Raw genomic sequence first — 25,989 nt, 5'->3', positions numbered from 1 at the left:
TGCAGAACATCGCATCCCTCGGCGCTATTAGCGAAATATCATTTAAAAAAGAATATCCGCTACAGCCTCGCCAAGGTTTCGATTATCTGGAACGGCGGTTTCCGGTTCTCGCCCACACCATACCACTATCACAGTCAGGTCAAACCCGATGTGTCAATTTGGTACAGCCGTCGCGTGCACACCGATCAATCTCGTTGCCTGTGGGGAGAGGACAGCCGCACGGGGCGGCCGTCCTCCTGAGTCACAATCCTGTTCGCGATTAATGTTGAGTGATACTTGCCAAGTTACTTGTGCCAGTCTGGCTGATCGCGGCAGTGTTATGGCTGCCGCTCTGAGCGATAGAGGCCGTGTTGAAATTCCCGTTCTGCGCAATATCGAGGTTTTCATACGAACCGGCTTGATACGTGCCGGCGTAGTTGTTACCCCCTGTCTGATTTACAGTCGCGTCGGAGAAGAACGCCGCTTCCTGCGTCACGTAGGCGGTGTTGCCAAGGCCAGTCAAAGAGCTTTGCTGGTTGATGTTGACGGTGTTGTTGCCGCTGTTTTCTTGCAGCACACCAACGAGATTATTCATCCCAGACTGATTCACTGTGTCTGTCTGAACGTTCGCACTGTTTTGCGTGATGCCCGCGGTGTTCAGCGAGCCCGATTGATAGACGTTCAACGCGTTGAAGCTGCTGTTGTCCTGCTGAATGCTTGCGTTGTTGCCGCTGCCTGACTGATTGATGGTCTCCGTGTTGAAGGACGAGCCGTTCTGTTGCGAGATTCTTGCAACGTTAAGCGAGCCGCTTTGGTCAATGGTGATGGTGTTGTTGACGTCGGCTTGTTGCAGCACGACCGCGTTATTGGCAGTGCCGGTTTGGTTGATCGCATCGATATCCGCGCTCTCATCGGCTGATTGCTGGATGCTGGCGGAATTGGCACTGCCGGTCTGGTTGATGTTGTCCGTGTTGAAGAAGGTTCCATTTTGCACAATACCCGCCGTGTTCTGCGAGCCGGACTGGTAAATGGTGGCCACATTGCCTTCGCCGCCCTGTTGCTGCATACCGGCGTTATTCAGGTTGCCAAGCTGGGTGATGTTGTCGGTGTCGCCGGTCTCAGCGGTTTGAGTGACCGAGCTGCTGTTTAGCACGCCGTTCTGATACGAGTTCACGGTATTGCCGGCAGTATCGGTCTGCAGGATCGTTGCTGTATTGTTCAAGTCGTGCTGTTCGATGTAGACCGTATCGTTTCTGCTGCCGGTCTGGCTGATGGTGGCGGTTTGCAAGTTATCGTACTGATTGATGGTGGCTGTTTCATTGGTCGACTGCGCATATGCCTGAGAACAGGCAGAAGATAATAAGCATACCGAAATAACAAGGGCGTTCCGTTTCATGATCAACTCCACAAGGTAATGGGCCAAGAAAACCTGACTGCACCAGCGGGCCCTAACGCTGGACGACGCTTGCACTCATGCCGTTGCCGGTTTGGCGAACGGACACGCCCAAGTTGATGCCGGTCTGTTGCACATAGGCCGTATTGGCGCTCCCGGTCTGCACAACCTTGGCCTGGTTACCGGTGCCGGCCTGAACGACAGTCGCCGCATTGTTATTGCCGGTCTGTGCAGCGCTCACACTGTTGCGTGTACCGGACTGGTTTGCGCCGAATTGGTTGGCCATGCCGGACTGCGAGAGCGAGGTCCAGTTGAGCTGGCCGGTCTGCGCAGACAGGGCAGTATTCGCGATACCTTGCTGCAGCACATCTGCAGCGTTGAGGCCGGACTGGTCGACGCGTGCCGCATTGCCGCTGCCATTTTGCGTGACGCGGGCGGATTGAGAGCCAGTGCTGAAAGCGGGCTCAGGCGGCCCCAAGTCTGAAATGTCCGATAGATCGCCGCTTGCGCATGCGCAATTCACGGTGGCGATCGTTGTCACGACGGCGAGTAAGCGGGCCGGCCAGCGCCGCGCCGCTTGCGCAACGCGCGCAGTCATGATGTCGCGCCGCATGATAGCCATGAGTCCATGATCGTCTCCGTCTGTATATAGTCGATGAGGTTCAGTGGCCCGATGCAAGAACGGAGGAGGCCGCGCGACCCGCCGCCGGGGCGATCGATGACATCTGCATGGAATCCATGCTTTGTATGTAATCCTGATTTTATCGTACATACTTTTGTACCGTCGGGTCGTTCCAGTCACGGGTATTCTTCAGTGCCCAGTTGCCGCTCTGCAAGCCCTGTACGATCAGATGCGCTACGGCAGCTTCAATTGCGGCCTTCACGCAGAGTTGTTGCGGTTCATTCCTCGTCAATCCCGCTTCGGCCTGCAGCAGATCCTGGTAACCGATATAACGGAACACACCGCTCGATACTTCGTACGAGTAGACGGTCTTGGTCGTCGAAACGCTATTGAGGATTTGGCCGGTATGAATATCGACAGTACGCAGATTGACCGTGACTTGATCGACGCTGTATTGCTGCGAAGCGCGTAGCCCCAGATAGGCGACACCGACGCCGCCCGTGCGCACGTTCGAATCGTAAGCGATCACGCCGCCTTCGACGATCACGTTCGCCGGCAGCAACATACCGATAGCCGGCATCGGCCGGCTTTTGTCCTCGGGGGTCTCAAGGGCACGCAGGATCTTGCGCTCGGTCAGCAGATCCTGGAGATTGTCCCGCTCAACCGGGATGAACCAGCCTGAATCCGCAAGCGCCTTGATTAGAAATGAAGCGCCGCCCTGCGTGACCTGCGAGGAGAATGAACTATCCGGCGCGGCCCTGTACTGACCCGTCTGATCTCGAAAGCTGTAGACGGCCGCGACGATCTTTCCCTTGGGCGGTGGCAGATGGGCGAGATCACGCGTCACCTCGGTGGGCGGTGTCAGTTCCACATGACCGTCGACCGTGGCGGGTGTGCTCGCGCACGCCGTGAGCAGGGCACCTGCTGCGCAGGCAAGCAAGCACGCGGTTCGCCCACCGAGCAGGATCGAACGAAGGAAACCCAATGCGCGCGCCGGCATTATTGGCTCACCTGAAACGTCGTGGTGGCCCCGGTGCTGGTATCGGTTGTGGAAACTTGCAGCAGACCGTTGCTTACGGGGGAAATCGTGATGGAGAAATTGCCCGTCTGGATCGTCCCGGGAACGAGCTGGCCATTCGCGCCTATGATCGAATTGGTGGCCGACGAAGCCACGCGCGAGAGTATGGCCTGCTGCAATTCACTGTTGAACTGTTCCAAAGGTGTCTGCATCGACGTTGCGCCCGCAGTGGTGGCGCTGGGCGCGGGGTACTTGTTCTGCGCATTGGCGAGATCGAGCAGGACCTGGCCATTGGCCGGGTTGCCACCGAAGGACGGGTCAACCGGTTGGTAGACCAGGCCAGTGGCCTGGCCGGTTGCGTTCATGCTCAAGAGCGCAACCGCACCGAGGCGAACCAGATAGATTCTGAGATCAAGCATGATAGGTCGCTCCCTTAAAATTCGTCGCCAGCCAAGTCAACGTCATGGAACAGCAAACGCGCAATATCGGCCTGCACGACGTTCTGATAAGCGGTGCTTGCCGCACGCACGGCCACGCTGGCGACATTGGCGCGTGCGGCCGGCAAGAAAGTATCGAATACACGTCGCTGCTCGAACTCGACCCAGATCAGGCTGCCCCAGCGAGCGGATGGCCGTTCGTGGATCGAAACGACATACCGGTCGCCCAGCGGCATATCGCGCCATGCCTGGGCAAAGGACGTGTAGAAATCTTCCCCTACAAGCGTCATCGTCTGATTGGTCACGATGCCCCCGAGCATTTCGTCGAGCGCGTGTTTGCCGGTGATGTCGGTTGATCGGCTGCCGTGCGAGACGGTGGTGGCGGCGGGGGCGCGCAGTGTGCTTGTAGGGTTCAGCGTAGCGGTGGCGTTAGGCACCGGCTTGGCGCTGGGTGGGACGGGGCTGCTAGGCAGCGTCAATAGTGGCGATTGCGCGGGCTGTGCATCTGCCGCCAGATCGCCGGCGCTGGCTGGCCATGCTGCGAGGGTGCTGAGCGCAGCGATCAAGAGACGCGCTATAGATAGGGTACGCGAGCCTGTTGGAAGAGGTTGCGGAGGATGCAACTGGCGGCTTGCAACGTCCTTCGTCGCGGCCGCGTTGCGCCTGTCGAATTGAAGCGATGCGACGCAGGTATTCATGAGATAGATTTCCAGATCACTTCAACGACTCGGTCATGGAACATTTAATGTTTTGCGTGAATCTCTGAATACTGGTGTAATCCATGAGCATGTCGTTTTAACGATGAATATCACGTCTCAAAATAATTAGGTATTCTTAATATAATTATTAATCGAAATTGAAGGTGCAGTGCGTCAGCGCACATTCGCACAACTTCGATCACGTTATAGGCGGGGAGTTAATTCGAATGGAGCGGTGCGGCAGGTGTCCATGCTGGCCGCGGGAGCAGCGATGCAGTGCGTGGCGGACGCACTGCATCGTGTCGACTACGAAAGATCAACTACGCAGGGCCGCTTATACCGCCCGCTTATGCAGGATCAACCGGCGAGGAGGCTGATATAGCGCTCGATATCGACATTGCCGCCGCTGATGATCACGCCGATCCGTTTGCCCTTCAATTGCGCCTTCATTTCGCGCGCTGCTGCAAAACCCAGGCAACCGGTCGGCTCAACTACCATTTTCATGCGCTCGGCAAAAAATCGCATGCAGGCGACCAACTGATCGTCCGTGGCGGTGAGGATGTCATCGACGTCCCGTTTAATAATCGCGAACGTATATTCGCCCAAATGCTGAGTCTGCGCGCCATCTGCGATCGTCCTCGGTGTATCGATATGAACGATGGCGCCGGATCGGAACGACTGCTGTCCGTCGTTGCCGGCTTGCGGTTCCACACCATAGATCTTGCAGTTCGGTGCCAGCGCGCGCGCCGCGAGCGCTGATCCCGACAGCAGTCCGCCACCGCCGAGACAGACGAACAACGCATCGAGCGCGCCGACTTCTTCGATGAGCTCTTTGGCCGCGGTACCTTGGCCCGCGATGACATCCGGATGATCGTACGGTGGAATCAACGTCATGCCATGTTTGTCGGCAAGGCTGCGGCCGATCGCTTCGCGATCTTCCGTATAGCGGTCATAGGTCACAACGTTTGCGCCATAACCCTTGGTCGCGGCGACTTTGGCCGCGGGCGCATCCAGCGGCATCACTATGGTCGCAGGAATGCCCAGCAGCTTGGCCGACAGTGCGATGCCTTGCGCGTGGTTGCCGGAGGAGAATGCAACGACACCGGCGGCGCGTTGACGCGCGTCGAATTTCGCCAGGGCGTTCATCGCACCGCGGAATTTGAATGCGCCCATACGCTGGAAGTTTTCGCACTTGAAAAAAACTTCCGCACCCATCTCTTCATTGGCGGTACGCGAAGTCATGACAGGGGTCTTGTTCGCAAGGCCCTCGATACGCTGTGCCGCGGCAGCAACGTCCGCGTAGGTTGGCAGTGTCAGCATGATGTGTCTATCCCTGGTTCGGTGCGTCAAACGACGCGTTAATTCAGGCCGCTTACCACGGCCACGCGAGGGCGGTGCCAACACCGGATTGGCAAGCGCGGTCAAAGAGCATGCGAGCAACGGTCAGGTCCTGAAGCGCCAGACCGGTCATGTCGAATACGGTGATGTCGTCGGGCTCGCGATGGAATTCAGCGTTCGCTGTCAGCAGATCGCCGATTTCGGTGCAGGGCGTCTCGGGTGCCCACTGCGTCTCGCCGATCTGAGTGGCTTGCGTGCGATCGTCGACGAAAAGACGCACACCGGAGCGGGACAAGAAGCCATCGGGAAGCTCGCGTTTTCCTTTGGTATCGGCACCCACGCAGTTCAAGTGCGTTCCTGGTTGCACCGCCTCCAGGTCGAACATCGCTCCGACACCGGGCGTGGCGGTGATCACCACGTCACTTTCTGCAACCGCGACGTTACGATCGCGTGCCAGCGAGATGTCGCAGTGCGCCGCGAAATGCGCCTCGAAATTCGTATCCGGTTGGCCGGTCACACTCACGTAGCGGACTTTCTTCAGCATCGGCATAAGGCGCAGGGCAAAGGTCAACTGTACCCGAGCTTGTACGCCGGTACCGAACAAGCAGACATGGGCGCTGTCAGGGCGCGCCAGTTGCAGTAGCCCCAACCCGCCGGCAGCGCCGGTGCGCATGGTCGTTACCGCGTTACCGTCGACGATGCAAACGGGGCGTCCGGTCGCCGGGTCGATCAAAACGATGGTGGCCTGGTGAGGTTCTCCACCGAGCGCTCGGTTGCTCGGCCAAAACCCTGCAGCTTTAAAACCCAGCAAGTTTTGAGTCGGCACGTCCCCCGATTTGATGCCGAATATCCCACCCGTGGCGAGCGATTCCCGGACGACCGGGAACACGCGTCCTTCGCGGCGGCTGTGCAGAACGAAGGCTTCTCGTACCGCATCGAGCACGGGCTCGGGAAGCAACATGGACTCGACGGCGTCCTTGTCGAGCAATAGCAAACGGGCGTTATTTGGCATCGTTGTACACCGTAGCGCGCGACACGCCTAAATGAAGTGCGACTATTTCCACGGCTCGACGGACTTCCATCATGCCTGACTCCCGAAGTTCTCTCATTAGCGTTTGCCGGTCGAGCGCTTTCAACGCCCGCGGCGTGGTTGCCAGCCGGGCGGCGAACTGGTCGATCCGCTGTCTGATGCCATCGGCTCCCGGCGGATCGAGGGACTCCTTCACGCCGCCTGTTTCATCGGTGCCGACGAAGCGGCCGATCATGTTTTGGAACGTGCCGAACAATGTTAAATCGACGTTGATGCACAGTGCCGCGACATAGCGGCCATTGGAGTCCTTGATGCCGATCGACGTGCTTTTGGCTTGCCGTCCGTCGGCGAACTGGTTGGCGTAGTTTGCGATGACTTGCGGGTAGGTTTCGTCCGCAAGCCGCGCCAGACCCAACTCCGTTGCAGGATCGCCCACCTCTCGGCCCGAGAGGTTGTTGTGGATTGCTACAATCGCGTGTTCGGCGTTGAGCAGATCATGAACCAGCACCTCGCAGAATGGCGCAAAGGTTTCGCCGAGCCCCTTTGCCACCTGCTTCAGTTGCTCGACCAGCACGCGCTGTTCTTTGGATGGATTTGTCATTTATACATAATATCTATAATTAGACGTTATGTAAATGCATGCCGATTTTCGCCACTGATCCTAGCCACCGAGTTTTGCCGCATGCACTACGCACGGCGCCGATTGCCGATTGCCGATACGATAATGCATTCCGCTACCCATAGGAGAAGTTGAATGCCCAGTGCCTCAGCCGCCAATTCGGCATCCGTTCGCGTCGCCATTCTCGACGATTACCAGCATGTCGCTCATTGCCTGGGCGATTGGGCCAGCCTGCAACCGCAGGCGGACTGCGTGTTTTTTCACGACCACGTTGCCGACACCGACGCGCTTGCCGCGCGGCTCGCGCCGTTCGACGTCGTGGTGTTGATGCGTGAGCGAACCGCTTTGGATGCCGAGCTCATCGCGCGCCTGCCGCAACTCAAGTTGATCGTGACCGTTGGGATGTGGAACGCCGCGATCGACCTGGCGGCGGCCAAGGCACGTGGCATCGTCGTGTCGGGTACGACCGGCGGCGACCCCGCGGCGACGCCGGCATTGACCTGGGGCTTGATACTGGCCATCACACGCAATCTCCACATCGAGGCGAACTCGGTCAGGGCGGGCGGCTGGCAGATCGGGTTGGGAATGGATGTGAGCGGCAAGACACTAGGCGTGCTCGGTCTGGGCAAGATCGGTCAGGCGGTTTCGCGTTTCGGAACCGCATTCGGCATGCGCATCATCGCGTGGAGTCAGAACCTGACGGCGGAAAAGGCTGCTGAATTTGGCGTTGAACGGGTCGAGAAAGACGAACTCTTCAAGCAGGCCGACGTGCTCACCATACATCTGAAGCTCAGCGACCGTACGCGTGATCTCGTCGGGGCACGCGAGCTGGGACTGATGAAGTCGACCGCGTACCTGGTGAACACGTCTCGCGGGCCGATCGTCTCGCAAGCCGCGATGATCGAAGCGTTGAAGGCACAGAGCATTGCGGGTGCCGCGCTCGATGTGTTCGACGAGGAGCCCTTGGCGCCTGGGCATCCGTTCCGATATCTCCCCAACGTGCTGGCTACGCCGCACATTGGCTACGTCACTGAAAAAACCTATCGCGCGGCTTACCCGCAAATCGTCGACGCGATTCGGGCTTGGCTGAACGGTGCGCCGATCCAGGAGCTTTCGGTCTGAGGCATAGGCTTAGCTACTCGGCTTAACTACGCGGCCTAATGACTCGGCTCAACTACGCGGCTCTCCGGCTCGCCTCACTGAGCCGAGTCGGAGAGGAGTTGAGACGGCGGGAAGCCCAACGCCCGCTTAAACATGGTCGAAAATGCCCCCGCGTTCGCGTAACCCAGTTCTTCCGCCACGGCTAGTAAAGGCGTTCCGCGGCAGATCAAGTCGACAGCTCGGGTGAGCCGTAGCTGTCTGCGCCAACTGCCGAAGCTGATTTGCAAGTCGCTTTGAAACAGCCGCGCAAGCGTCCTCTCGCTGGCGCCGACAACGGGCGCCCATTCCTGCAGGGAGCGCGATGACCCTGGGTCATCCAACATGGCGTCACACAGCGCTTTTAATCGTCGGTCCGACGGCAGCGGTAAACCGAAGGGAAGCACGGGGGCGCTACTGATTTCCTCCATCAGCAAATCCGTCATCAAGCGCCGGCGTTTGCTTGGCCGATGCGCGGTGGCGGTCGATGGCGTTGTGGTCAGCGAGTTGGCAGTCCGTGCGTTAGTAGTCCGTGAATCAGCGCTCTGCGAATCGGCGGCCAACGAGTCGATCAAGGTTCGTATCAACGCGGAAACTTCGATCACCGAGCAATTCGTTAGTGAGAGCGGCGAAGTCGTCGGCTCAAAATAAAGCGCATGGAACTCGACGTGCCCAAGCATGACGACTTCGTGCTCGACGTTCGGTGGAATCCACACCGCGCGAAGCATCGGGACAGTCCACGTCATACCCAAAGCACTGACGCGAATACTGCCGAGCCTCGGGCACGCGAGTTGACCCCATGTGTGCCGATGCCACTGAACGACGCCATCCACCGGCGGGGTCCGCAAATGGACCATGATGGGCTCATCCAGCCCGGGCGCGCGCTTGGGCTGAGGGTCGTACGCTAAACGTTTTGGCATGATTTCGTCAATTTATGGCTGGGAGATGAATGCCAGCCACTCCAATTGCTCCTATTCTCGCTGTATTGCACGAGCGAAGAAAGGACAATCACATGGAAGCCGACGACCAGCCCATATCGAATGCGACTGCCCATTCAGCGCAAACGCGCATTGCGCTCGCCCGCGCCGACTTCGGTAGTCATGCAAAGCGAATCGGGACAGGGCTACTGCTCGTCGCGCTCGTCGCCGCGATGGCACTCGTCAACTATATGCCGCCCATCGACGGAATGTCGATGGCGGCATCGAGGGCCGCGGTTCTCGTGATTTTTACGATCGCGTCGTGGGCACTGGGGCTCTTTAAGGAGCCAATTACCACGCTGCTGTTTTTTCTATTCGCAATGCTCTTCCATGTCGCGCCTGCGGCGACCGTCTTCTCAGGTTTCGAATCGCCGGCATGGTGGCTCGTCTTCGGTGGCTCCGTGACCGGCATTGCGATCCGCACAACCGGCCTGGGCAGCCGCCTCGGGCGCCGTGTCTTCGCGAGTTCTTCCGGAACTTACCAAGGCTATGTGTCGGCGGTGGTGGTCGCATCGGTGGGTTTGGCATTCATCATGCCGTCGACCACCGGGCGTATTTTTCTATTGGCGCCGATTGTTCTGGCTCTTGCCGACCAGCTCGGGTTCGAGCCTGGTCGCACCGGTCGAACCGGGCTTGTTCTGGCGGTCGCGGCAGCCAGCTACATGCCGCCGGCTTCGATCCTCCCGGCAAACATTCCGAACACGGTCCTGCTGGGCGCTGCCGACACACTGTATGGCGTCAGGCTCGAGTACGGCCCGTATCTGCTGCTGCACTTTCCGGTGCTGGGCGCGCTCAAGGCGCTAGCGATCATTGCGCTGATCTGCAAGCTGTTTCCCGATGAGGTCCGGGTGCCAGAGGCGCCGGTTCAAATCGCCAATGAGGTGACAAAAAAACTGACTCCGGCAGAAGTGCGCCTGGGCGTTCTGCTGCTGCTCTCTGTGTTGTTGTACGCGACAGACTTTCTACATGGGATATCGCCGGCCTGGGTCGCGCTCGCCGCGGGTGTCGCGTGCCTGCTGCCGCAGACTGGCATCCTTCGCGTCCAAGACTTCACGGAGCAATTGCAGCTCACCCCGCTGATCTATGTCGCGGGCTTTCTCGGCTTGGGCGCGGTCATCGCACAAAGCGGCTTGGGCGCGTGGGTCAGTCACGCGCTGTTGCTATGGGTCGGCATGGTGCCCGGCCACGGCGCATCGAATTTGCCGCTGCTGGCCGCCGTCGACGCCTGCGTCGGTTTCCTGACGACGCTTCCGGGACTCCCTGCGGTATTGACGCCGCTGGCCCAAGAGTTTTCGCAAGCAAGCGGCTTACCGCTACTCACTGTGCTGATGCTGCAGGTGCCCGTGTTTTCCACAGTATTCCTACCGTATCAAGCGCCACCGATGATGATCGCCATGCATTTGGGCGGGGTCGGCATAAGAGACGGTGCACGGCTGTGTCTCGCACTCGCCGCGTTGACCTTGCTTGCGTTGTTGCCGCTGGACTTCCTCTGGTGGCACGTGCTCGGCGCTATTCGTTGACACTGTGCAAGACCACGTCAGATTTGCGCCCACCCGCCGTCAGCCTGGATATCCGCACCGTTGATCAAGCTGGCCACATCCGAGGCCAGAAACGCGACTGTGTTCGCAATCTCCTCCGGTGTACCGACACGTCCGAGCGGAGTTTGTGCCGCCAACGCTGCCATGATGTTTTGCGCGGTTGCTTCGTCAGGGGCTGCGCCTTTAAAGCCCGGTGTTTCGATCGGGCCCGGGCTGACGACATTCACGCGAATCTTGCGTGCCTGCAAATCGACTATCCAACTGCGTGCAAGGCTACGAATGGCGGCTTTGGTCGCTGCGTACACGCTGCGGCCGGGTAAGCCTTTGTTCGCTACGGTAGAGGAAGTGAGGATCACTGCCGCCCCATCGGGAAGCAGGGGCAGCGCTTTCTGAACCGTGAAGATCAGCCCTTTCAGATTCACCGACAATAATCGGTCGACCATGTCCTCAGTGATCTGACCCAATGGCGCACGCTCGGCGATCCCGGCATTGGCGAACAGGATGTCGAGCTTGCCCTTTTGGGCCAGAACCGTTGCGTAAAGCCGATCCAGATCGGCCAGTTTGGAGGAGTCGGCCTGGACCGCGACCACGTCACCACCGATTTCGATCACCGCACGATCCAGTTCGGTTTGACGACGCCCCGTGATGAAAACGCTCGCGCCTTCGGCCACGAAACGCTGCGCTGTCGCCAAGCCGATTCCGGTGCTTCCGCCCGTGATGACGGCGACCTTGCCTTGCAGGGAAATGCCCATGTGCTGGCTCTCACGTAATTATGTAATGATCGACACAATATTCTTGTTGAATAGGTGGGTCAAGGTAATTATGTAATAATCGACACAATTGGAATTGGGGTGCAGAGATGGCTCGACCGCGTGCGTTCGATGAAGGCGATGTGCTTGACCGGGCGATGGACGTGTTTTGGCGCCAGGGCTACGAAGGCGCATCGATGACCGAGTTGACGAAGGCCATGGGTATCAATTCGCCTAGCGTGTATGTCGCGTTTGGCAGCAAGCGCGGCCTGTTCGATGCGGTGCTGGAGCGCTATCGCACGCGCCGCGCCGCGCATGCAGCTTGGCTGCTCGCGGGAGCGACGGCCAGGGAAGTGGCGCAACGTACGCTGTTCGGTGCTGTGGAATGGCTGACCGACTCGAACGAGCCGCGCGGTTGCCTGCTGATTCAGGGCGGGCTTTCGGTTGGCCGGGACACGCCGGATATCCCTGTGGAGTTGGCCAAGCGGCGCGGCAATCTCGAACTTATCCTGAAGAAGCGTTTCGAGCGCGCGAAGGCTGAAGGGGACCTTGCACCCAGTGCCGATCCGGCGGCGTTAGCGAGATATATCCAGATCGTGTTTCTCGGGCTTTGCGTGCAGGCGGGGGCTGGTGCCACGCGCGCGGAGTTGCGCGAGGCAGCCGAGCGCGCTTTGCTGGGCTGGCCCGCGTAAAACACAAACTGTCGAGATCGACGGCCGACGTGGTTGCTTGGTCAAGTGGTCGATCACGCCGGACTTCTCTAATGGGCTCCACGCGCGTCATTCATGCAATCGCTCAAGGGCTCATCAAGCAGGGCCCGCCACCGATGCGCCCGCGATACCATGACGGGCAAGCGCCGCAGCCACGAAGCCAGACGCCTTCATTTTCTCGACGAACGCACCGAGATAAGCGGCCGCCTCGGCACCACGACTTTTCGGCGTACCCATCGCTTGCTGGATCACCATGAAGCGTTCATCGAGCAAACGTAATCCCGTTGTGCGGGCGGCATCGGCTTCCAACTGTTGCTTCACGCCCGCCGCGACTTCCAACCCCTGCTCGATAAACGTCTGCACGACGCTGGGCGAGGTCGGCGCGCGAACGATCTGCGCATGATGTAGCTCGCGGGTCAGGAACAGGTCGTAGGCGCTGCCGCGACCCACCACGACGCGGTTGATGTCGACGTCCACTTGCGCGTTGCTTCGGATCGACGATTCATTGCGCACCAGATAGTAGCCTTCGATCAAAACGTAAGGCGCGGTGAAGGCGATGCTTGCGCCGCGTACCGGGTCCACTGCGAAAAATCCAATATCGGCGCGCTCGTCAGCCACGACTTCCACGGACTTTCCGGCGGCGTCGACTACGATCAACTCCAGCTCGACGCCGAGTTGCGCGGCGAACTCGGTAGCGAGATCGATCGATACACCGAACGGCGCGCCCGAGGTCGCGTCTTTGTTCGCCAGTATGGGGTTGCCCAGATTGATCGAGGCACGCAGTTTTCCGGTCGGGGCAAAGGCGCTGCGGATAGAAGGATCGATGTTCATTGGTTTTCCACTCGAAGGGTGAGCGCAATTATATGCGCCGCCCACGCACGTACTCGTCGACGCGGCTCAGGTTTGCCGTCCCATCGCGTTGCGCTCGAGTGCTCGGCTTCCCAAGCGCTTGCGTGCGCTTGGGATAGGCCCGAGTGGGCGGGAAGCGGTTTCGCGAGTGCGCTTCTTTCAGTGCGCTGCCGCTTCCACCAGCACCGGGGTCGGGCTATACATTGCCGGATAGATCTGCTTCAAGTGATCGATCTTCGGCAAGTCGTTGATCACGATATACGGGTAGTCCGGATTGTGCGCGAGGAAATCCTGATGATGCGCTTCGGCCGGATAGAACGTCTGATTGGGTTCGATCTTGGTGACTATCGGCGCGCTGTATGCATGCGCCTTCGTGAGCTGGGCGATGTAGGCTTGCGCCACCTGCGCCTGCTGCGCGTTCAACGGGAAGATCGCCGAGCGATACTGCGTCCCTTCGTCCGGCCCTTGCGCATTGAGTTCGGTCGGATCATGCGCCACCGAGAAATAGATTTGCAGGATGCGCCCATAGCTGATGCGGCGGGGATCGAACGTGATGCGCACCGATTCGGCATGACCGGTCGTGCCGGTACTGACGATCTCGTAGTGCGCGGTTAGTTTGCTGCCGCCGGTATAACCAGACACAGCGCTGGTTACGCCCGCTACATGCTGGAACACGCCTTGCACGCCCCAGAAACATCCGCCGGCCAGCACGGCCACTTCGGATGTCGCTTGCGCATTAACCGGCTCATCGGCGACGGCGGCCGGTATGGCATGGACTTCTTCGGCCGAGGACGTCGAAACCCGCGCCCCCAGGATGGCCAGCGGTATGATTGCCGTGAGCAGCAGGCCGGGGCGGGTTTTGCGTATCCCTTGGCTTATGCCGTGAAAAATCTTTTTCATGATTGGACTCTAGTAGGTAAATAGTGTGAGGCGTGCGCGCTCGGTCATGTCACGGGTCATTTAGGACGGTTGGCCTAGAGGGCCACCGGTCGAAATGTCATCGCTACGCCATTCATGCAATAACGCAGGCCGGTCGGATCGGGCCCATCGTTAAAGACGTGGCCCAAATGGCCGCCGCAGTTTGAGCAATGCACTTCCGTGCGCTGCATGCCGAACGTGCTGTCCCGGCGCGTCGCGATGGCGTTGTCCAGCGGCTGCCAGAAGCTGGGCCAACCGGTATGGCTATCGAACTTGGTCTTGGACGAGTACAAGTCGCGCGCGCAACCGGCGCACGCAAAAATACCGGAATTGTGCTGCCCATTGAGCGGGCTGCTATAAGGGCGTTCGGTCCCTTCGTGGCGCAGAACTTCATAGCTGTCCTGCGACAACAGGTTGCGCCACTCGGCATCGCTGTGCGTGACGGCGAATTTTTCCGGGGCCGTGGCCTGTGCCGCACCGGCAGGGGGCACGAGCAGGGCTTTCAGCCCCACCAGCAAACCGGCCAACGTCCCTGCACCGAGAAACAACCGGCGATTGATTTTCATGGTCACCTCCAGAATGGATAGGCTTAACGCTGTCGCTTTTTCCGATAATGGATCCAATTACGACATTGGAGCCTGCCTATCGGATCAAGCTCACCTGGCCTATATACGTCAACACGACGCAAACGGTTCTATTCCCTAAAAATCGGCGATCCAAAAAAGAATGGATCCGAGAATAGAACCCGCTGACGGTAAGTCGGCGCAAGGGCGAATTCCTTACACTGGGTTCTCGGTTTGAGCTGACGCGGCGAGGTCAGGCGAGGTCCAGGCCTGGGCCTCTTCGAGATCGGCCGAGGCGTCATGGGCCGCCACCGCCACTGCGGTTTGGTTCCTGCCACGTGCCTTCGCCGCGTACACGGCTTCGTCCGCCGCTTTCATCAGCGCTACCACGCTCGCATATTCGTCCGCGATACAGGATGCAACCCCGATACTGACGGTGATGAACCGGTGTTCGCTCGATTTATGCTCGATCTGCAGGGCGGCGATCGCGAGATGCAGCTTGTTGGCCACCTCGGACGCCCCTTCGAGATCCGTCTCTGGCAAGATTGCCACGAATTCTTCTCCGCCGTATCGGGCCGCGGTATCGGCGGGCCGGCGTACGGAGCGCGCGATCGTTTGAGCGACCGCGGCCAAAGCGTCGTCGCCGACCTGATGCCCGTAGGTATCGTTGTAGTTCTTGAACCGGTCGATGTCGATGAAGATCACCGATATGGGCCGATGCGACCGTTTTGCACGCCGCCATTCGCGCATCAACGCGTCGTCGAGCGTGCGCCGGTTGCTCAGGCCGGTGAGACCGTCGGTGCGCGACAGCAGCAACAGGTTCGCCTCGACTTCCATGCGATGCCGGAACTCGGTGGCCAGCAGCAGGGAGGTAGACAACAGGCCGATCGCGAGCAGAATGGCGAGCCCGATGATGTAGCGCGCTCGTCGCTGCCAGGGGGCGTAGATGTCCTGGGTGGCCGGCGCCACGCTGATCACCAGCGGCAGGTGGACGAAGTGCCGGTAGATATATAGACGATCTTCGCCGTCGGTGGCGGCACTGCCGAAGAACCACGGTTCATGCAGGCGCTCGAAGCGATCGAAGTTGGCGGTGCCTTTGAGACTGTGGCCTATCAGATCGTCGCTGGTGGGATTGCGCATGATGATCGTCCCGTCATCTTGCAGCAGCGTAATGGAACCGTGCGGCCCGAGCTTCAGCCCGTCGAGCACATTGCGGAAATAATCGAGCTGCAGGGTACCCACCACCACGCCGGCGAACGACCCGTCCGGATGGTCGACACGTCGGCTAAAGGCGATGCTCCACTGTCCTTGGCGCAGTCGCGAGCGATAGGGGGCGCTGATGTACAGGCCCACGCCATCGTTGGCGCGTTGAGCGTTGAACCAGGGCCGGTCGGCAAAATTGATCTTGCGCGGCTCGATTTGGGTCGAATCGACGGCAATGTCGCCGCGCTCATCGACGTAAAGCAGGGCGCCCATGTATTCGCCGGCCGTAGCGGACCGGTCGAACAGCAACTGCTGGCGATATTGAGGCGGCAGACGCATGACGCCCGGATCCTGGACGCCGTCCACCACGGCTTGTATGGACAAGTCGAGCAGATCGAAGGTGCGGGTCACATCGCGCTCGACCACCAGGGCCAGATTGGCCGAATTGTCGCCGGCATGCGCGCTCGCGTCGTAGCGCCCCTGCAGCAGGACAATCCCGACCATCGCGAGCATGGTCACGGTGAACGCGCCACTGCCCAGGATGATTGCGACCGGGTGCAGGACGAGAAAGGCCCTGAGCCGGTACAAGAAGGATCGTTTTTTCAGCATGTATCCGGTTCTCGGACGCTCGCGATCTCTCGCAGAGTTATGGAACGCACAGAGCTTAAGAAATCGCCTCCACGCATGCAAGTAATTAAATTCATCGCTTCGAGAAAAAAACGTGACAAGCACCGCTGGCAAGCGCCAGCGCGCACGTCGGATGGTTTGGGGGTGGGCCAAAAACAGACAGAATAATCTACCGTAATAACAATGATTCTCAATAGCGTTGACAACAGTAGGCGCGCGACGCTATTCTCAATATTAATCAATATTGATTCTCATTCTCGCGTAATACGACGATACGCCAACGCGGTCCCAACGTGGTCCGAATGGGTTCCGGCCGGGTTCATTCGCCGCTTGCGAGCTGCTCGCGCCAGCGGGACAGTCAAAATAAAAACGAGGAAACGCATGACTCAGCGTACGGCAAGCCGAAGCCGACGGCATCCTACCCAACGGACCGACCGCGCTGCTCGCTCGCGGCGCTTGGCCATGAACGCGGCCTGTGCGTGCGCATTGATGTGGATGGCGCATGCTCAGGCGACTCCGCCGATGAGCACGCCGTCAGTCAACGCCGAGCCGGCAGATGATACCGGTATGCCGCCTGAAGCCGACTTGGCCATCAAGGCACAACCGACCGGCTTGTGGACCGGGTTTTGGACCCGTTCCAACATGCTGGGCGATATGGGCGGCCTGCGTCCTGCCTTGATGAACTATGGCGTGACCTTCGGCTTGCAGGAAACCAGTGAAGTGCTGGGCAATGTGACCGGCGGTATTAACCACGGCTTCACCTACGACGGCTTGACCACGGCAACCGTGACAGTCGATACGCAAAAAGCGTTCGGGCTGGTCGGTGGTACGTTCAACGCCAGTGCGCTGCAAATTCACGGTCGCAACCTCAGCCAGTTCAACCTGGGCAATCTGCAGACGGCCAGCGGCATCGAAGCGGACGATACGACGCGTTTGTGGGAGCTCTGGTATCAGCAGTCGTTCCTGGATAACCGATTCGACGTGAAAGTGGGGCAGCAAAGTATCGACCAGGAATTCATGGTCAGTCAGTACTCGGCCACCTTCGTCAACACCATGTTCGGTTGGCCGGCGGTGCCGTCCTACGACATGCCGGCAGGCGGCCCGGCTTACCCGTTGTCGGCGCTGGGCGTGCGGTTCCGTGCCAAGCCGACCAATGCGATGACTGTATTGGCGGGGGTATACGACGGCAACCCGGCCGGTTCCGGTGATGGCGATCCGCAACTACTGAATAACCACGGCACCAATTTCAATCTGCATAACGGCGCTTTGTTTATCGGCGAGGTGCAGTACGCGATCAACCAGCCCAGCAACGGCGATCTCGATTACGGCACGCCTCAAGGCTTGCCGGGGACCTATAAGCTCGGTTTCTGGTACAACACCGAAAAATTTCCCGACCAGGCGACCGACGACGGCGGCCTTTCGCTGGCCGACCCAAATAGTTCAGGCAACCCGGCGTTGCATCGCGGCGAGTACAGCGTGTACGCGGTGGTCGACCAGATGCTCTGGCGCCCGAACCCCGATAGCCCGAAAAGCCTGGGCTTCTTTACGCGCCTGATGGGCGCTCCGGGCAACCGCAGCCTGATCGAGTTCAGCATGAATACAGGCCTGGTGCTCAAGGCGCCGTTCGCCTCTCGCGAACTTGATTCGGCCGGTATCTCGGTCGGCTATGTCAAGGTGGGTAGCCAGGTCAGCGCGTTCGATCAGGCCACGGCGAGTTTCAACGGCGGCTTCTCGCCGGTGCGCGGCTCCGAGACGGTGATCGAGGCGACGTATCAGTATCAGGTTAATCCGTGGTTGGTATTGCAGCCCGACGCCCAGTACGTGTTTAACCCGGGCGCGGGGGTCGTGAACCCCAACAACCCGACCCAGAAAATCAAGAATGAATTGATCTTGGGCGTGCGCGCCAACATTACGTTCTGAGCAAGCGCGCAGCTTCCCGGATCGATTGAAAACCCAAGCTATCTGCGCGACGCGCCATGTGTAATGCCGGCCGCGCCGCAATAGCTCTTTTGAAATACAGGAGCGCTTATGTTGCCTCAGTTGCCTAACCAACAGGTCAAAGCGGCAGCCCGCAGCGTGATGGCCGGTGTGCTCGCGGGCACTCTCGCCGCGCTGTCGATGGCGGCAGCCCACGCCGACGAGCCCAAAGGTTTCCTGGAAACCGTGCATAAGCATGTCACGCTGGTGAATACGGTGCCCGACAACGGCGACCAGAACCCCTACGCGCTGGTGGTCGCACCGGTCTCGGCCGGCTCGATCCAGAAAGACGACGTGCTGATCGACAATTTCAACAACGCCGCCAACCTGCAGGGCCTGGGTTCGACGATCGTCGATTACAACCCGACCACCAAAGCGCTGACCAAGTTTGCGCAATTGCCGCGCGACTTGCCGGAGTGTCCGGGCGGTATCGGTCTGAGCACCGCGATGACGATGCTCAAGACCGGCTGGGTGATCGTGGGCAGCACACCCAGCAATGACGGTACAACGACAACCAAAGGCGCCGGTTGCCTGATCGTGCTCGATCCGAACGGCAAGGTCGCGTCGGTCATCGGTGGACCGAATGTCAACGACCCGTGGGGCAATATGGCGGTGGTCGACAAGGGCGATACGGCGACGCTGTTCGTCAGCAATGCCGGCTTTGGCGTGGGTAGCCCGAACGACAAGAGCGGTGAAAACGGCGAGCCGCCCGTAGTCAAGCAATCGAACATCCTGCGCATCGAGCTTGCGATCGCCGATGGCAAAGCCCCCGTGGTGACGAGCCAGACCGTGGTGGCGGGCGGCTTTGGCGAACAGGCTGACCGAGGCGTGTTCCTGATCGGCCCGACCGGTCTTGCACTGGGTAAGGACGACAAGCTTTATGTGTCCGACGCACTGGGCAACCGTGTCACCGAAATTGCCGATGCGAGCACCCGCACCACCAGTGGCGGCGTCGGTCGCGAAGTGACCAAGGACGGCCTGCTGCAACGGCCGCTGGCCATGGTCATGGCACCCAACGGCCACTTGCTCGTGACCAACGGTTTGAACGGCAAGGTCGTCGAGATCGACCCCGAGAGTGGCAAGCAAATTTACGCACAATGGATCGATACCGACAAAGCACAGACTCCGCCTGGCAACGGTGACCTGTTCGGTATCGTGATGACGCCCGCCGGCGACGGTTTCTACTACGTCGAGGATGATGTAAACACGTTGGTATTGGCAAAATGAGTGATGTAGACGATAAGACGAAACCGCCGCGGGATCCTGCCCGGCGCGGTTTTCTTGGTAAGGCTGGCGGTTTGGCGGCAGCGGTTGGCGGCCTGGCTGCCGGCAAGGCGGCAAATGCAGCTGTCGCGCAGGATCAAGCACCCGCGGCGCTGGCTGCGAAGAATGGCGTCGAGCCATTCTGGGGTGTGCATCAGGGCGGTATTACGACGCCGCAACAGGAACATACCTATTTCGCCGCATTCGATTTGGTCACCGCCAAACGTGCGGACGTGATCGCATTGCTCAACGCCTGGACGGAAGCGGCCAACCGCCTGACGCGCGGCGATACGGCCGCAGCGCTGGGCGACAACCCGGAAGCTGCGCCCGGCGATTCCGGCGATGCATTGGGTTTGCCGCCGTCGCGCTTGACCATCACCTTCGGTTTCGGTCCCGGGCTATTTTCGAGCAATGGCGTCGATCGCTATGGGCTGGCGGCGCGCCGCCCGGCCGCGTTGGTCGATCTGCCGCGGTTTAACGGCGACCAGTTGATTCCCGAGAAGACCGGCGGAGATTTATGCATCCAGGCTTGCGCCAACGATGCGCAAGTTGCCTTCCACGCGGTTCGGCAACTCGCTCGCATGGCCTACGGCACGGCCGCCATCAAATGGGTGCAAACCGGTTTCCAGTCGAACCCGGTGGGCGGCAGCACGCCGCGCAACCTGATGGGCTTCAAGGACGGTACCAATAATCCCTCGCAACGTGACGCGAAGCTCATGGACCAATTCGTCTGGGCCGGCGACGAAGGGCCAGCCTGGATGAAGAACGGCACCTATACGGTCGTGCGCCGTATTCGTATCACGCTCGAGCATTGGGACAAGATGGAAGTCGGCTTCCAGGAGCAGGTGGTCGGCCGGCACAAATATACGGGCGCGCCACTGGGCAAGCACAAGGAATTCGACGTGGCCGACCTCGACGCGAAGGACGCCGACGGTAACTCCATCGTTCCCGACAATTCGCACATGCGGCTGTCGGCCGCGCAGACCAACGGCGGTGCGCAGATTTTGCGGCGCGGCTATTCGTATAACGACGGTGCCAATTTTTACATCGAACGCTGGCCGCCATGGCGTCAGGAGATGGAGTACGACGCGGGCCTGTTTTTCGTGGCGCACCAGCGCGACCCGCGTACCGGCTTCATCAAGATCAACCACAACCTGGCGGTGGGCGACATCATGAATCAGTTCATCACGCATGTGGGCAGCGGCATTTTCGCTTGCCCGCCGGGCGCCTCCGAGGGCTCGTTTATCGGCGCGGGCTTGTTCGAAGGCCTGATGACCTAAATGCGCGCCGGCTATCGGCAACGCGTGCGCCGGCCATCGTCAACATTGTTTTTACGGCTCGTTTTCACTGCTCGTCTCTACTGCGGGTTTTACTGGAGTTACGTATGTCTTTTTTATCACTGAATGCCACGCTGCGCCTTAAGCGCGCAGCACGGATCGCAGCGCTCAGCAGCATCGCCGCCTGTGTTTTCACGCAGATGGGGTGGATGAGTGCTGCGCAAGCCGACACGCTCACGCTCTATAGCGCGCAGCACGAACAGACGGTCGACCTGCTGGCCAAGGATTTCCAAAGCGAGTCCGGTATTACGGTACGCACGCGCTCCGGCGATGGCCCCGCCCTGGCGGCGCAAATCGTCGCCGAGGGCAGCGGTTCGCCGGCTGACGTGTACTTCACGGAAAACTCGCCTGAACTGATGCTGCTGGAAGAGAAAGGCCTGTTGGCCAAGGTCGATCCGGCAACGCTCGCCAGCATTCCTGCCAGCTATAACTCGCCGCAGGGCGAGTGGGTCGGCGTGCTCGCGCGTGAAAACGTGCTGGCCTATAACCCGTCGATGATACAAGCCAGCCAGTTACCGGCTACGCTGATGGATCTCGGCACGCCCGCTTGGAAAGGCCGCGTCGCGATCGCGCCCAGCGACTCCGACTTCCTGCCGCTGGTCAGCGCCGTGCTGGCCGTCAAGGGTTCCGATGCCACGCTGCAATGGCTCAAAGGCCTGAAGACGAATGCGCAGGTATTCGACGACGACGAAGGCGTAGTTGCCGCAGTCAATCGGCGCGCGGTGGCTGTCGGCGTGATCAATAGCTACTACTGGGCACGTCTGCACGCCGAGTTGGGCGACAAGGGCACGCACAGCATGATTTATCACTTCGCCAACCACGACGTGGGCGCACTGGAAAATGTCTCGGGCGCGGCTGTGCTGAAGACGGCGAAAAACGCCGCGGCGGGCCAGAAATTCCTGGCCTACCTGGTTAGCGAACGCGCGCAGAAACTGTTGGCAACCAACAAGGTCACGTTCGAATACCCGTTGCGCGCTGGCGTGACGGCTGACCCTATCCTCAAGCCGTTCGACCAGCTCGATCCGCCAGCGCTCGACATGCAGAAACTCGGCGACGATAGCGCTGCGGTCAAGTTGCTGCGTCAGGCCGGTCTGCTCTAATAATGGACGAGGGAGTAATCGCGGTCGCGGCAGGTGGCGCGACTGCTCCGGCTCTACCGCAGGCGATGGCGCGCAAGGCGCCGTTGGGATTGTGGGCCGCAGGTGTCCTGGCGGCCCTTTTGGTTTTGCTGCCGTTGGGCTTTACGGTCTACCAGGCGAGTACGTTCGGCTTCAACGACGCGTTCGACTTGCTGGCACGGCCGCTGGTCGGCGAGTTGCTGATCAATACCCTGAAAATTACCGCAGCCACGACCGTGGCTGCAGCCGTGATCGGCACTGCTGCGGCCTGGTTTGTCGAGCGCACGCATCTGCCCGGCCGCCGGCTGTGGGCGGTGCTGGTAGTGGTGCCGCTCGCGATCCCGCCGTTTGTCACGAGTTTTGCGTGGGTTTCGCTGAGTCTTTCGTTGCAGGATTTCGCGGGCGCGACGCTGGTAGTGACCAGTGCCTATTACCCGCTTGTATACTTGCCGGTCGCGGCTGCCTTGCGTGGCATGGATCCGGCGCTCGAAGAGACGTCTCGTGCACTGGGCTGCGGGCCGTGGGCCTGTTTTTTCCGCGTGGTGCTGCCGCAGTTGCGTCCCGCTTTGCTGGGCGGAATGTTGTTGGTGGCGCTCGGCGTGCTGGCCGAATTCGGCGCATTTACGCTGCTGCGCTTCCGTACCTTTACCACCGAGATCTACGCCGAGTACCGTACCAGTTTCGATAGCACAGGCGCCTCTTTGCTGGCCTGCGTGCTGATCGTGTTATGCCTGATCTGTCTTGCGGCCGAGTTTCGGGTGCGTGGAGCGGCGCGTTACGATCGGCTCGACCGCGGCACGCGACGCGGGGCGCTGCATTATCGGCTGGGTTGGGCGCGCTGGCCTATTGTGGCCGGTTTTGCCGCGCTGGCGCTGGCTACGCTTGGCGTGCCGCTGGGCATGATCGTCTTCTGGCTGACGCAACATGCGCAGGCCGCTGTCACGCCCGTGTCGGTCTCGTTCGAAGCGTTGACCGATGCGACGCTCGCGTCTATCGGTCTCGGGCTCGCGGGCGCCGCGCTCACGACACTGCTGGCGCTGCCCTTGGGTTTTTTGTTGGCGCGCTATGCGAACCGCTTTGCGACCGCGCTCGAACGTACCGTATTTATCGCCCAGGGTGTGCCCGGCATCGTGATCGCGTTGGCGATCGTGTCGCTGGCGGTGCATGCGTTGCGCCCCTTGTATCAAAGCGCCGAGCTACTGGTGGTGGCTTACTCGATCATGTTTTTGCCGCTGGCGCTGGTCAGCGTGCGCGCTGCATTGCTGCAGGCGCAGCCGCGGCTTGAGGACACAGCCCGGGTGCTGGGCCTGAACAGCCTGCAGGTTGCGTGGCGCGTAGTGTTGCCCTTGGCCGGCCCCGGCCTCGGTGCCGCCGCCGCCATGGTGTTTATCGCGACCGTGACCGAGCTGACCACCACGCTGTTGCTGTCGCCGATCGGCACCCGTACTCTCGCGACCCAGATCTGGGTCGATACCTCGGCCCTTGCGTTTGCCGCCGCCGCGCCGTTTGCCGCGCTGCTGGTGGCGATCTCGCTGGCCTCGACGTGGCTGTTGATGTCACTGCTCGGAAAATCCGCCGTACTCGGCTCGCATCAAGGATAGTTGGCATCATGTCGGAAGTCAGAATCGAGCGGTTGAGCAAGCGTTTCGGCACGCATCAGGTGTTGCGCGGCGTCAACCTGAGCGTCGCCTCGGGTCGCCTGGTTGCGATTCTCGGGCCGTCCGGCAGCGGCAAGACCACCTTGCTGCGCCTGTTGTGCGGCTTCGAGCGCCAGGACGAGGGCGAGATCTGGATCGGCGACACGCTGATGTCGGGGCCGTCCGTCCACATGCCTTCCGAGCGTCGTCGCATCGGCTACGTGCCGCAGGAAGGCGCGCTGTTTCCGCATCTTTCGGTTGCCGACAATATCGTGTTTGGTTTGCCGCGCGCTTTGCGTCAAAAACGTCATCGGGTCGCCGAATTGCTCGAGCTGGTCGGGCTGCCGCAGTCGTATGCCGCGCGTCCACCGCAGGAGCTCTCGGGTGGCCAGCAGCAACGCGTGGCACTGGCTCGCGCGCTGGCGCCAGCGCCAGCGCTGGTACTGCTCGATGAGCCGTTCTCTTCCCTCGATGCCGCATTGCGCATCGAGACGCGGCAGGCCGTGGCGCAGGCACTTACGTTCGCCGGCGCGACGGCGCTGCTGGTGACGCACGATCAGTCCGAGGCCTTATCGATGGGGAGCGAAGTGGCGGTGCTCTGGAACGGGCAATTGATCCAGGTAGCCAGCCCGGCCACGCTTTATCGGCACCCGGTTAATCCCGAGCTGGCCAGTTTTGTCGGCGAGGCGGTGCTGCTGGCCGGCATCGTGGAGCAGGGGCAATTGAAATGCGCGCTGGGGCGGCTCAATGTCGAACCGGGTACGCGTGACGGCGTGGTCGAAGTGTTGTTGCGGCCAGAGCAGATCCGGTTGCAATCGGCCGCTGACATGCCGGCAGCCGAAGCTGCAGGATCTGTCGCAGCTTTGGTTTCGGATGCGGTGCCGGGTGTGGTGCAGGATGTGACGTATTACGGCCACGACGCCAGCGTGCGGATTCGCCTGGCCAATAACGTCATGTTGAACGCGCGGGTACCGGGGTACCGATGTCCCGCGCCTGGCGCCACGGTGTATTGCAGCGTCGAGGGCGACGCTGTCACTTATGCACGCTAAGCTAATTACGCTCGCTCACTGAGCCTGCCAACTACGCCTAATGAGCGTGCCAGACCATCAGGCACCCTCGAGCGGACCCATCGCCGATTGCAGATAGTTCTGGATACCGAGCTTGGCGACCAGTTCGATCTGGGTTTCCAGCCAGTCGATGTGTGCCTCGGTGTCGTCGAGGATGGTGACGAAGATTTCGCGGGAGATGAAATCGCGAACCGACTCGCAATAAGCGATCGCTTCCTTGCAAGTCGCCTGGGAAATGTGTTCCAGCTTCAAATCGCAGGCCAGCACTTCTTCGGTGTTTTCGCCGATCAGCAGCTTGTGCAGGTCCTGCAGATTGGGCAGGCCGTCCAGCATGAACACACGCTTCATGATCAGGTCAGCGTGCTTCATTTCGCCGATCGACTCATCGTATTCGTGCTTGCCGAGTACCTCCAGTCCCCAGTGCTGGTACATGCGCGCATGAAGGAAATACTGGTTGATCGCCGTGAGTTCGTTCTTAAGCTGGGCGTTGAGGTGTTCGATGACTTTCGGATCGGCTTTCATTTTTATGTGTCCTGGCAGGTGAGCGCCGCAAATCGGGGGGGTATGCGTCGGAAGCGGGCATGGGAAGGCACAAGCGCTGGGCCCTAGATAATCGATAGTATCAAAGGCAGCCCGACACATCAAAACAAAGCGGGCAGGAGCAGGCGGGGGAAGGGCGGTAAAAATGCCGCAGGGCGCGGTTGGGATCCGCTCAAGGACTCTTCAAGAGCGCTTGCGGCTTGAGGTCAGGAGCGGCAGATCAGGCCGGCACGGCCTCGCGCACGAATACCAGCGGGGCGACTTGCGAGTCGTTCGCGTCGGTACATTCGTACAGGATTCCGCGTACGGCATCTTCACAGCAGCCGCAGCAGGTGGCAACCCCGAGTTCGATCTGCAATTCTTCGAACGAGCTGGCGCCCGCTTCGATGCATTGCCTAACACTACGCTCGGAAACTGCCTTGCACACACACACAATCATGATTCACCTCGCAGTAAACACGAATCATTATCATTCATACCTTGGGTGTAGTCAATTGTTCCGGGCAACCGATTTGTAACCGAATTTGAGCGACAGACCGTACTGACCGTCATCCTTATTTATGAGTCGCTTTTTGCTAAAAAACCAACATAATCAGGCATTTTCCATAAGGGGTCTTAACTAAGCGTCTGCTACAGTAGTGCTCC

At 60.2% G+C, this 25,989-nt stretch carries 25 protein-coding genes; 9 read left to right on the top strand and 16 right to left on the bottom strand.

What is annotated here, in order from left to right; all coding sequences use genetic code 11:
- Positions 1–259: 259 nt before the first annotated feature.
- The 8 genes from GSQ77_RS20300 to GSQ77_RS20265 all read right to left on the bottom strand — a co-directional run bounded on the left by GSQ77_RS20300 (position 260) and on the right by GSQ77_RS20265 (position 7,116).
- On the bottom strand, positions 260–1,375 hold the full coding sequence (locus GSQ77_RS20300; protein WP_158906400.1) for a hypothetical protein: 1,116 nt from the start codon (positions 1,373–1,375) through the stop codon (positions 260–262).
- 52 nt (positions 1,376–1,427) lie between these two features.
- Positions 1,428–1,994 (bottom strand): hypothetical protein, encoded by a 567-nt coding sequence (locus GSQ77_RS20295; RefSeq protein WP_158904565.1) that lies wholly within the window; start codon positions 1,992–1,994, stop codon positions 1,428–1,430.
- A 139-nt stretch (positions 1,995–2,133) separates the two neighbouring features.
- Positions 2,134–2,994 carry a CsgG/HfaB family protein gene (locus GSQ77_RS20290; protein WP_158904564.1) on the bottom strand — a complete coding sequence of 287 codons (861 nt, stop codon included), beginning with the start codon at positions 2,992–2,994 and terminating at the stop codon, positions 2,134–2,136.
- Positions 2,994–3,431, bottom strand: coding sequence for a curli assembly protein CsgF (locus GSQ77_RS20285; protein ID WP_158904563.1), 438 nt, complete (start codon positions 3,429–3,431; stop codon positions 2,994–2,996). The genes GSQ77_RS20290 and GSQ77_RS20285 overlap by 1 nt, the downstream gene beginning before the upstream one ends.
- Positions 3,432–3,445: 14 nt before the next feature.
- Positions 3,446–4,147, bottom strand: coding sequence for a CsgE family curli-type amyloid fiber assembly protein (locus GSQ77_RS20280; RefSeq protein WP_158904562.1), 702 nt, complete (start codon positions 4,145–4,147; stop codon positions 3,446–3,448).
- A gap of 357 nt (positions 4,148–4,504) precedes the next feature.
- Positions 4,505–5,467 carry a threo-3-hydroxy-L-aspartate ammonia-lyase gene (locus GSQ77_RS20275; protein ID WP_158904561.1) on the bottom strand — a complete coding sequence of 321 codons (963 nt, stop codon included), beginning with the start codon at positions 5,465–5,467 and terminating at the stop codon, positions 4,505–4,507.
- 52 nt (positions 5,468–5,519) lie between these two features.
- Positions 5,520–6,497, bottom strand: a complete 978-nt coding sequence (locus GSQ77_RS20270; protein ID WP_158904560.1) for an ornithine cyclodeaminase family protein — start codon at positions 6,495–6,497, stop codon at positions 5,520–5,522.
- Complete coding sequence (locus tag GSQ77_RS20265) at positions 6,487–7,116, bottom strand: transcriptional regulator (RefSeq protein WP_158904559.1); 630 nt, start codon at positions 7,114–7,116, stop codon at positions 6,487–6,489. The genes GSQ77_RS20270 and GSQ77_RS20265 overlap by 11 nt, the downstream gene beginning before the upstream one ends.
- Positions 7,117–7,269: 153 nt before the next feature.
- On the opposite strand from GSQ77_RS20265, the gene GSQ77_RS20260 reads away from it, so the two are divergent.
- Positions 7,270–8,256: a D-2-hydroxyacid dehydrogenase family protein gene (locus GSQ77_RS20260; protein WP_158904558.1), complete on the top strand. Its 987-nt coding sequence runs from the start codon at positions 7,270–7,272 to the stop codon at positions 8,254–8,256.
- 74 nt (positions 8,257–8,330) lie between these two features.
- On the opposite strand, the gene GSQ77_RS20255 is transcribed toward GSQ77_RS20260, so the two are convergent.
- On the bottom strand, positions 8,331–9,191 hold the full coding sequence (locus GSQ77_RS20255; protein WP_158904557.1) for a helix-turn-helix domain-containing protein: 861 nt from the start codon (positions 9,189–9,191) through the stop codon (positions 8,331–8,333).
- A gap of 92 nt (positions 9,192–9,283) precedes the next feature.
- Between GSQ77_RS20255 and GSQ77_RS20250 the strand changes: the two genes are divergently transcribed.
- Positions 9,284–10,768 carry an SLC13 family permease gene (locus tag GSQ77_RS20250; protein WP_158904556.1) on the top strand — a complete coding sequence of 495 codons (1,485 nt, stop codon included), beginning with the start codon at positions 9,284–9,286 and terminating at the stop codon, positions 10,766–10,768.
- A 17-nt stretch (positions 10,769–10,785) separates the two neighbouring features.
- On the opposite strand, the gene GSQ77_RS20245 is transcribed toward GSQ77_RS20250, so the two are convergent.
- Positions 10,786–11,538, bottom strand: a complete 753-nt coding sequence (locus tag GSQ77_RS20245; protein ID WP_158904555.1) for an SDR family oxidoreductase — start codon at positions 11,536–11,538, stop codon at positions 10,786–10,788.
- A gap of 107 nt (positions 11,539–11,645) precedes the next feature.
- Here GSQ77_RS20245 and GSQ77_RS20240 point away from each other — a divergent pair, with 107 nt between their 5' ends.
- Positions 11,646–12,227, top strand: a complete 582-nt coding sequence (locus GSQ77_RS20240; RefSeq protein WP_158904554.1) for a TetR/AcrR family transcriptional regulator — start codon at positions 11,646–11,648, stop codon at positions 12,225–12,227.
- 114 nt (positions 12,228–12,341) lie between these two features.
- Here GSQ77_RS20240 and GSQ77_RS20235 read toward each other — a convergent pair whose 3' ends face one another.
- The 4 genes from GSQ77_RS20235 to GSQ77_RS20220 form a co-directional block, all read right to left on the bottom strand.
- Complete coding sequence (locus GSQ77_RS20235; protein WP_158904553.1) at positions 12,342–13,076, bottom strand: ABC transporter substrate-binding protein; 735 nt, start codon at positions 13,074–13,076, stop codon at positions 12,342–12,344.
- Positions 13,077–13,253: 177 nt separating this feature from the next.
- Positions 13,254–13,994 (bottom strand): peptide-methionine (S)-S-oxide reductase MsrA, encoded by a 741-nt coding sequence (gene msrA, locus GSQ77_RS20230; protein WP_158904552.1) that lies wholly within the window; start codon positions 13,992–13,994, stop codon positions 13,254–13,256.
- Positions 13,995–14,068: 74 nt separating this feature from the next.
- Positions 14,069–14,578, bottom strand: a complete 510-nt coding sequence (msrB, locus tag GSQ77_RS20225) for a peptide-methionine (R)-S-oxide reductase MsrB (RefSeq protein WP_158904551.1) — start codon at positions 14,576–14,578, stop codon at positions 14,069–14,071.
- Positions 14,579–14,791: 213 nt separating this feature from the next.
- Entirely contained in the window at positions 14,792–16,387 is a 1,596-nt protein-coding gene (locus GSQ77_RS20220; RefSeq protein ID WP_158904550.1) for a sensor domain-containing diguanylate cyclase, read from the bottom strand.
- Between the two features lie 540 nt (positions 16,388–16,927).
- On the opposite strand from GSQ77_RS20220, the gene GSQ77_RS20215 reads away from it, so the two are divergent.
- The 6 genes from GSQ77_RS20215 to GSQ77_RS20190 all read left to right on the top strand — a co-directional run bounded on the left by GSQ77_RS20215 (position 16,928) and on the right by GSQ77_RS20190 (position 24,786).
- On the top strand, positions 16,928–18,325 hold the full coding sequence (locus GSQ77_RS20215; RefSeq protein WP_254067716.1) for a carbohydrate porin: 1,398 nt from the start codon (positions 16,928–16,930) through the stop codon (positions 18,323–18,325).
- Positions 18,326–18,484: 159 nt separating this feature from the next.
- The gene (locus tag GSQ77_RS20210) at positions 18,485–19,609 is read left to right on the top strand and encodes a hypothetical protein (protein WP_158906396.1); all 1,125 of its coding nucleotides are present in this window, start codon (positions 18,485–18,487) and stop codon (positions 19,607–19,609) included.
- Entirely contained in the window at positions 19,606–20,925 is a 1,320-nt protein-coding gene (efeB, locus tag GSQ77_RS20205; RefSeq protein ID WP_158904549.1) for an iron uptake transporter deferrochelatase/peroxidase subunit, read from the top strand. The genes GSQ77_RS20210 and efeB overlap by 4 nt, the downstream gene beginning before the upstream one ends.
- A gap of 197 nt (positions 20,926–21,122) precedes the next feature.
- Positions 21,123–22,082, top strand: coding sequence for an iron ABC transporter substrate-binding protein (locus GSQ77_RS20200; RefSeq protein ID WP_158906394.1), 960 nt, complete (start codon positions 21,123–21,125; stop codon positions 22,080–22,082).
- A gap of 2 nt (positions 22,083–22,084) precedes the next feature.
- Complete coding sequence (locus GSQ77_RS20195) at positions 22,085–23,701, top strand: iron ABC transporter permease (protein WP_158904548.1); 1,617 nt, start codon at positions 22,085–22,087, stop codon at positions 23,699–23,701.
- 8 nt (positions 23,702–23,709) lie between these two features.
- Positions 23,710–24,786 carry an ABC transporter ATP-binding protein gene (locus GSQ77_RS20190; RefSeq protein WP_158904547.1) on the top strand — a complete coding sequence of 359 codons (1,077 nt, stop codon included), beginning with the start codon at positions 23,710–23,712 and terminating at the stop codon, positions 24,784–24,786.
- A gap of 57 nt (positions 24,787–24,843) precedes the next feature.
- Here the strand turns inward: GSQ77_RS20190 and bfr are convergent, their stop codons facing one another.
- On the bottom strand, positions 24,844–25,326 hold the full coding sequence (gene bfr / locus GSQ77_RS20185; RefSeq protein ID WP_158904546.1) for a bacterioferritin: 483 nt from the start codon (positions 25,324–25,326) through the stop codon (positions 24,844–24,846).
- Between the two features lie 238 nt (positions 25,327–25,564).
- Positions 25,565–25,783 carry a (2Fe-2S)-binding protein gene (locus GSQ77_RS20180; protein WP_158904545.1) on the bottom strand — a complete coding sequence of 73 codons (219 nt, stop codon included), beginning with the start codon at positions 25,781–25,783 and terminating at the stop codon, positions 25,565–25,567.
- Positions 25,784–25,989 lie beyond the last annotated feature (206 nt).

The organism is Burkholderia sp. L27(2015), from assembly GCF_009765705.1.
Classification (GTDB): domain Bacteria; phylum Pseudomonadota; class Gammaproteobacteria; order Burkholderiales; family Burkholderiaceae; genus LMUX01.
The sequence above is the reverse complement of the archived record's forward strand: the minus strand, read 5'-3'. Positions and strand labels throughout refer to the sequence as shown.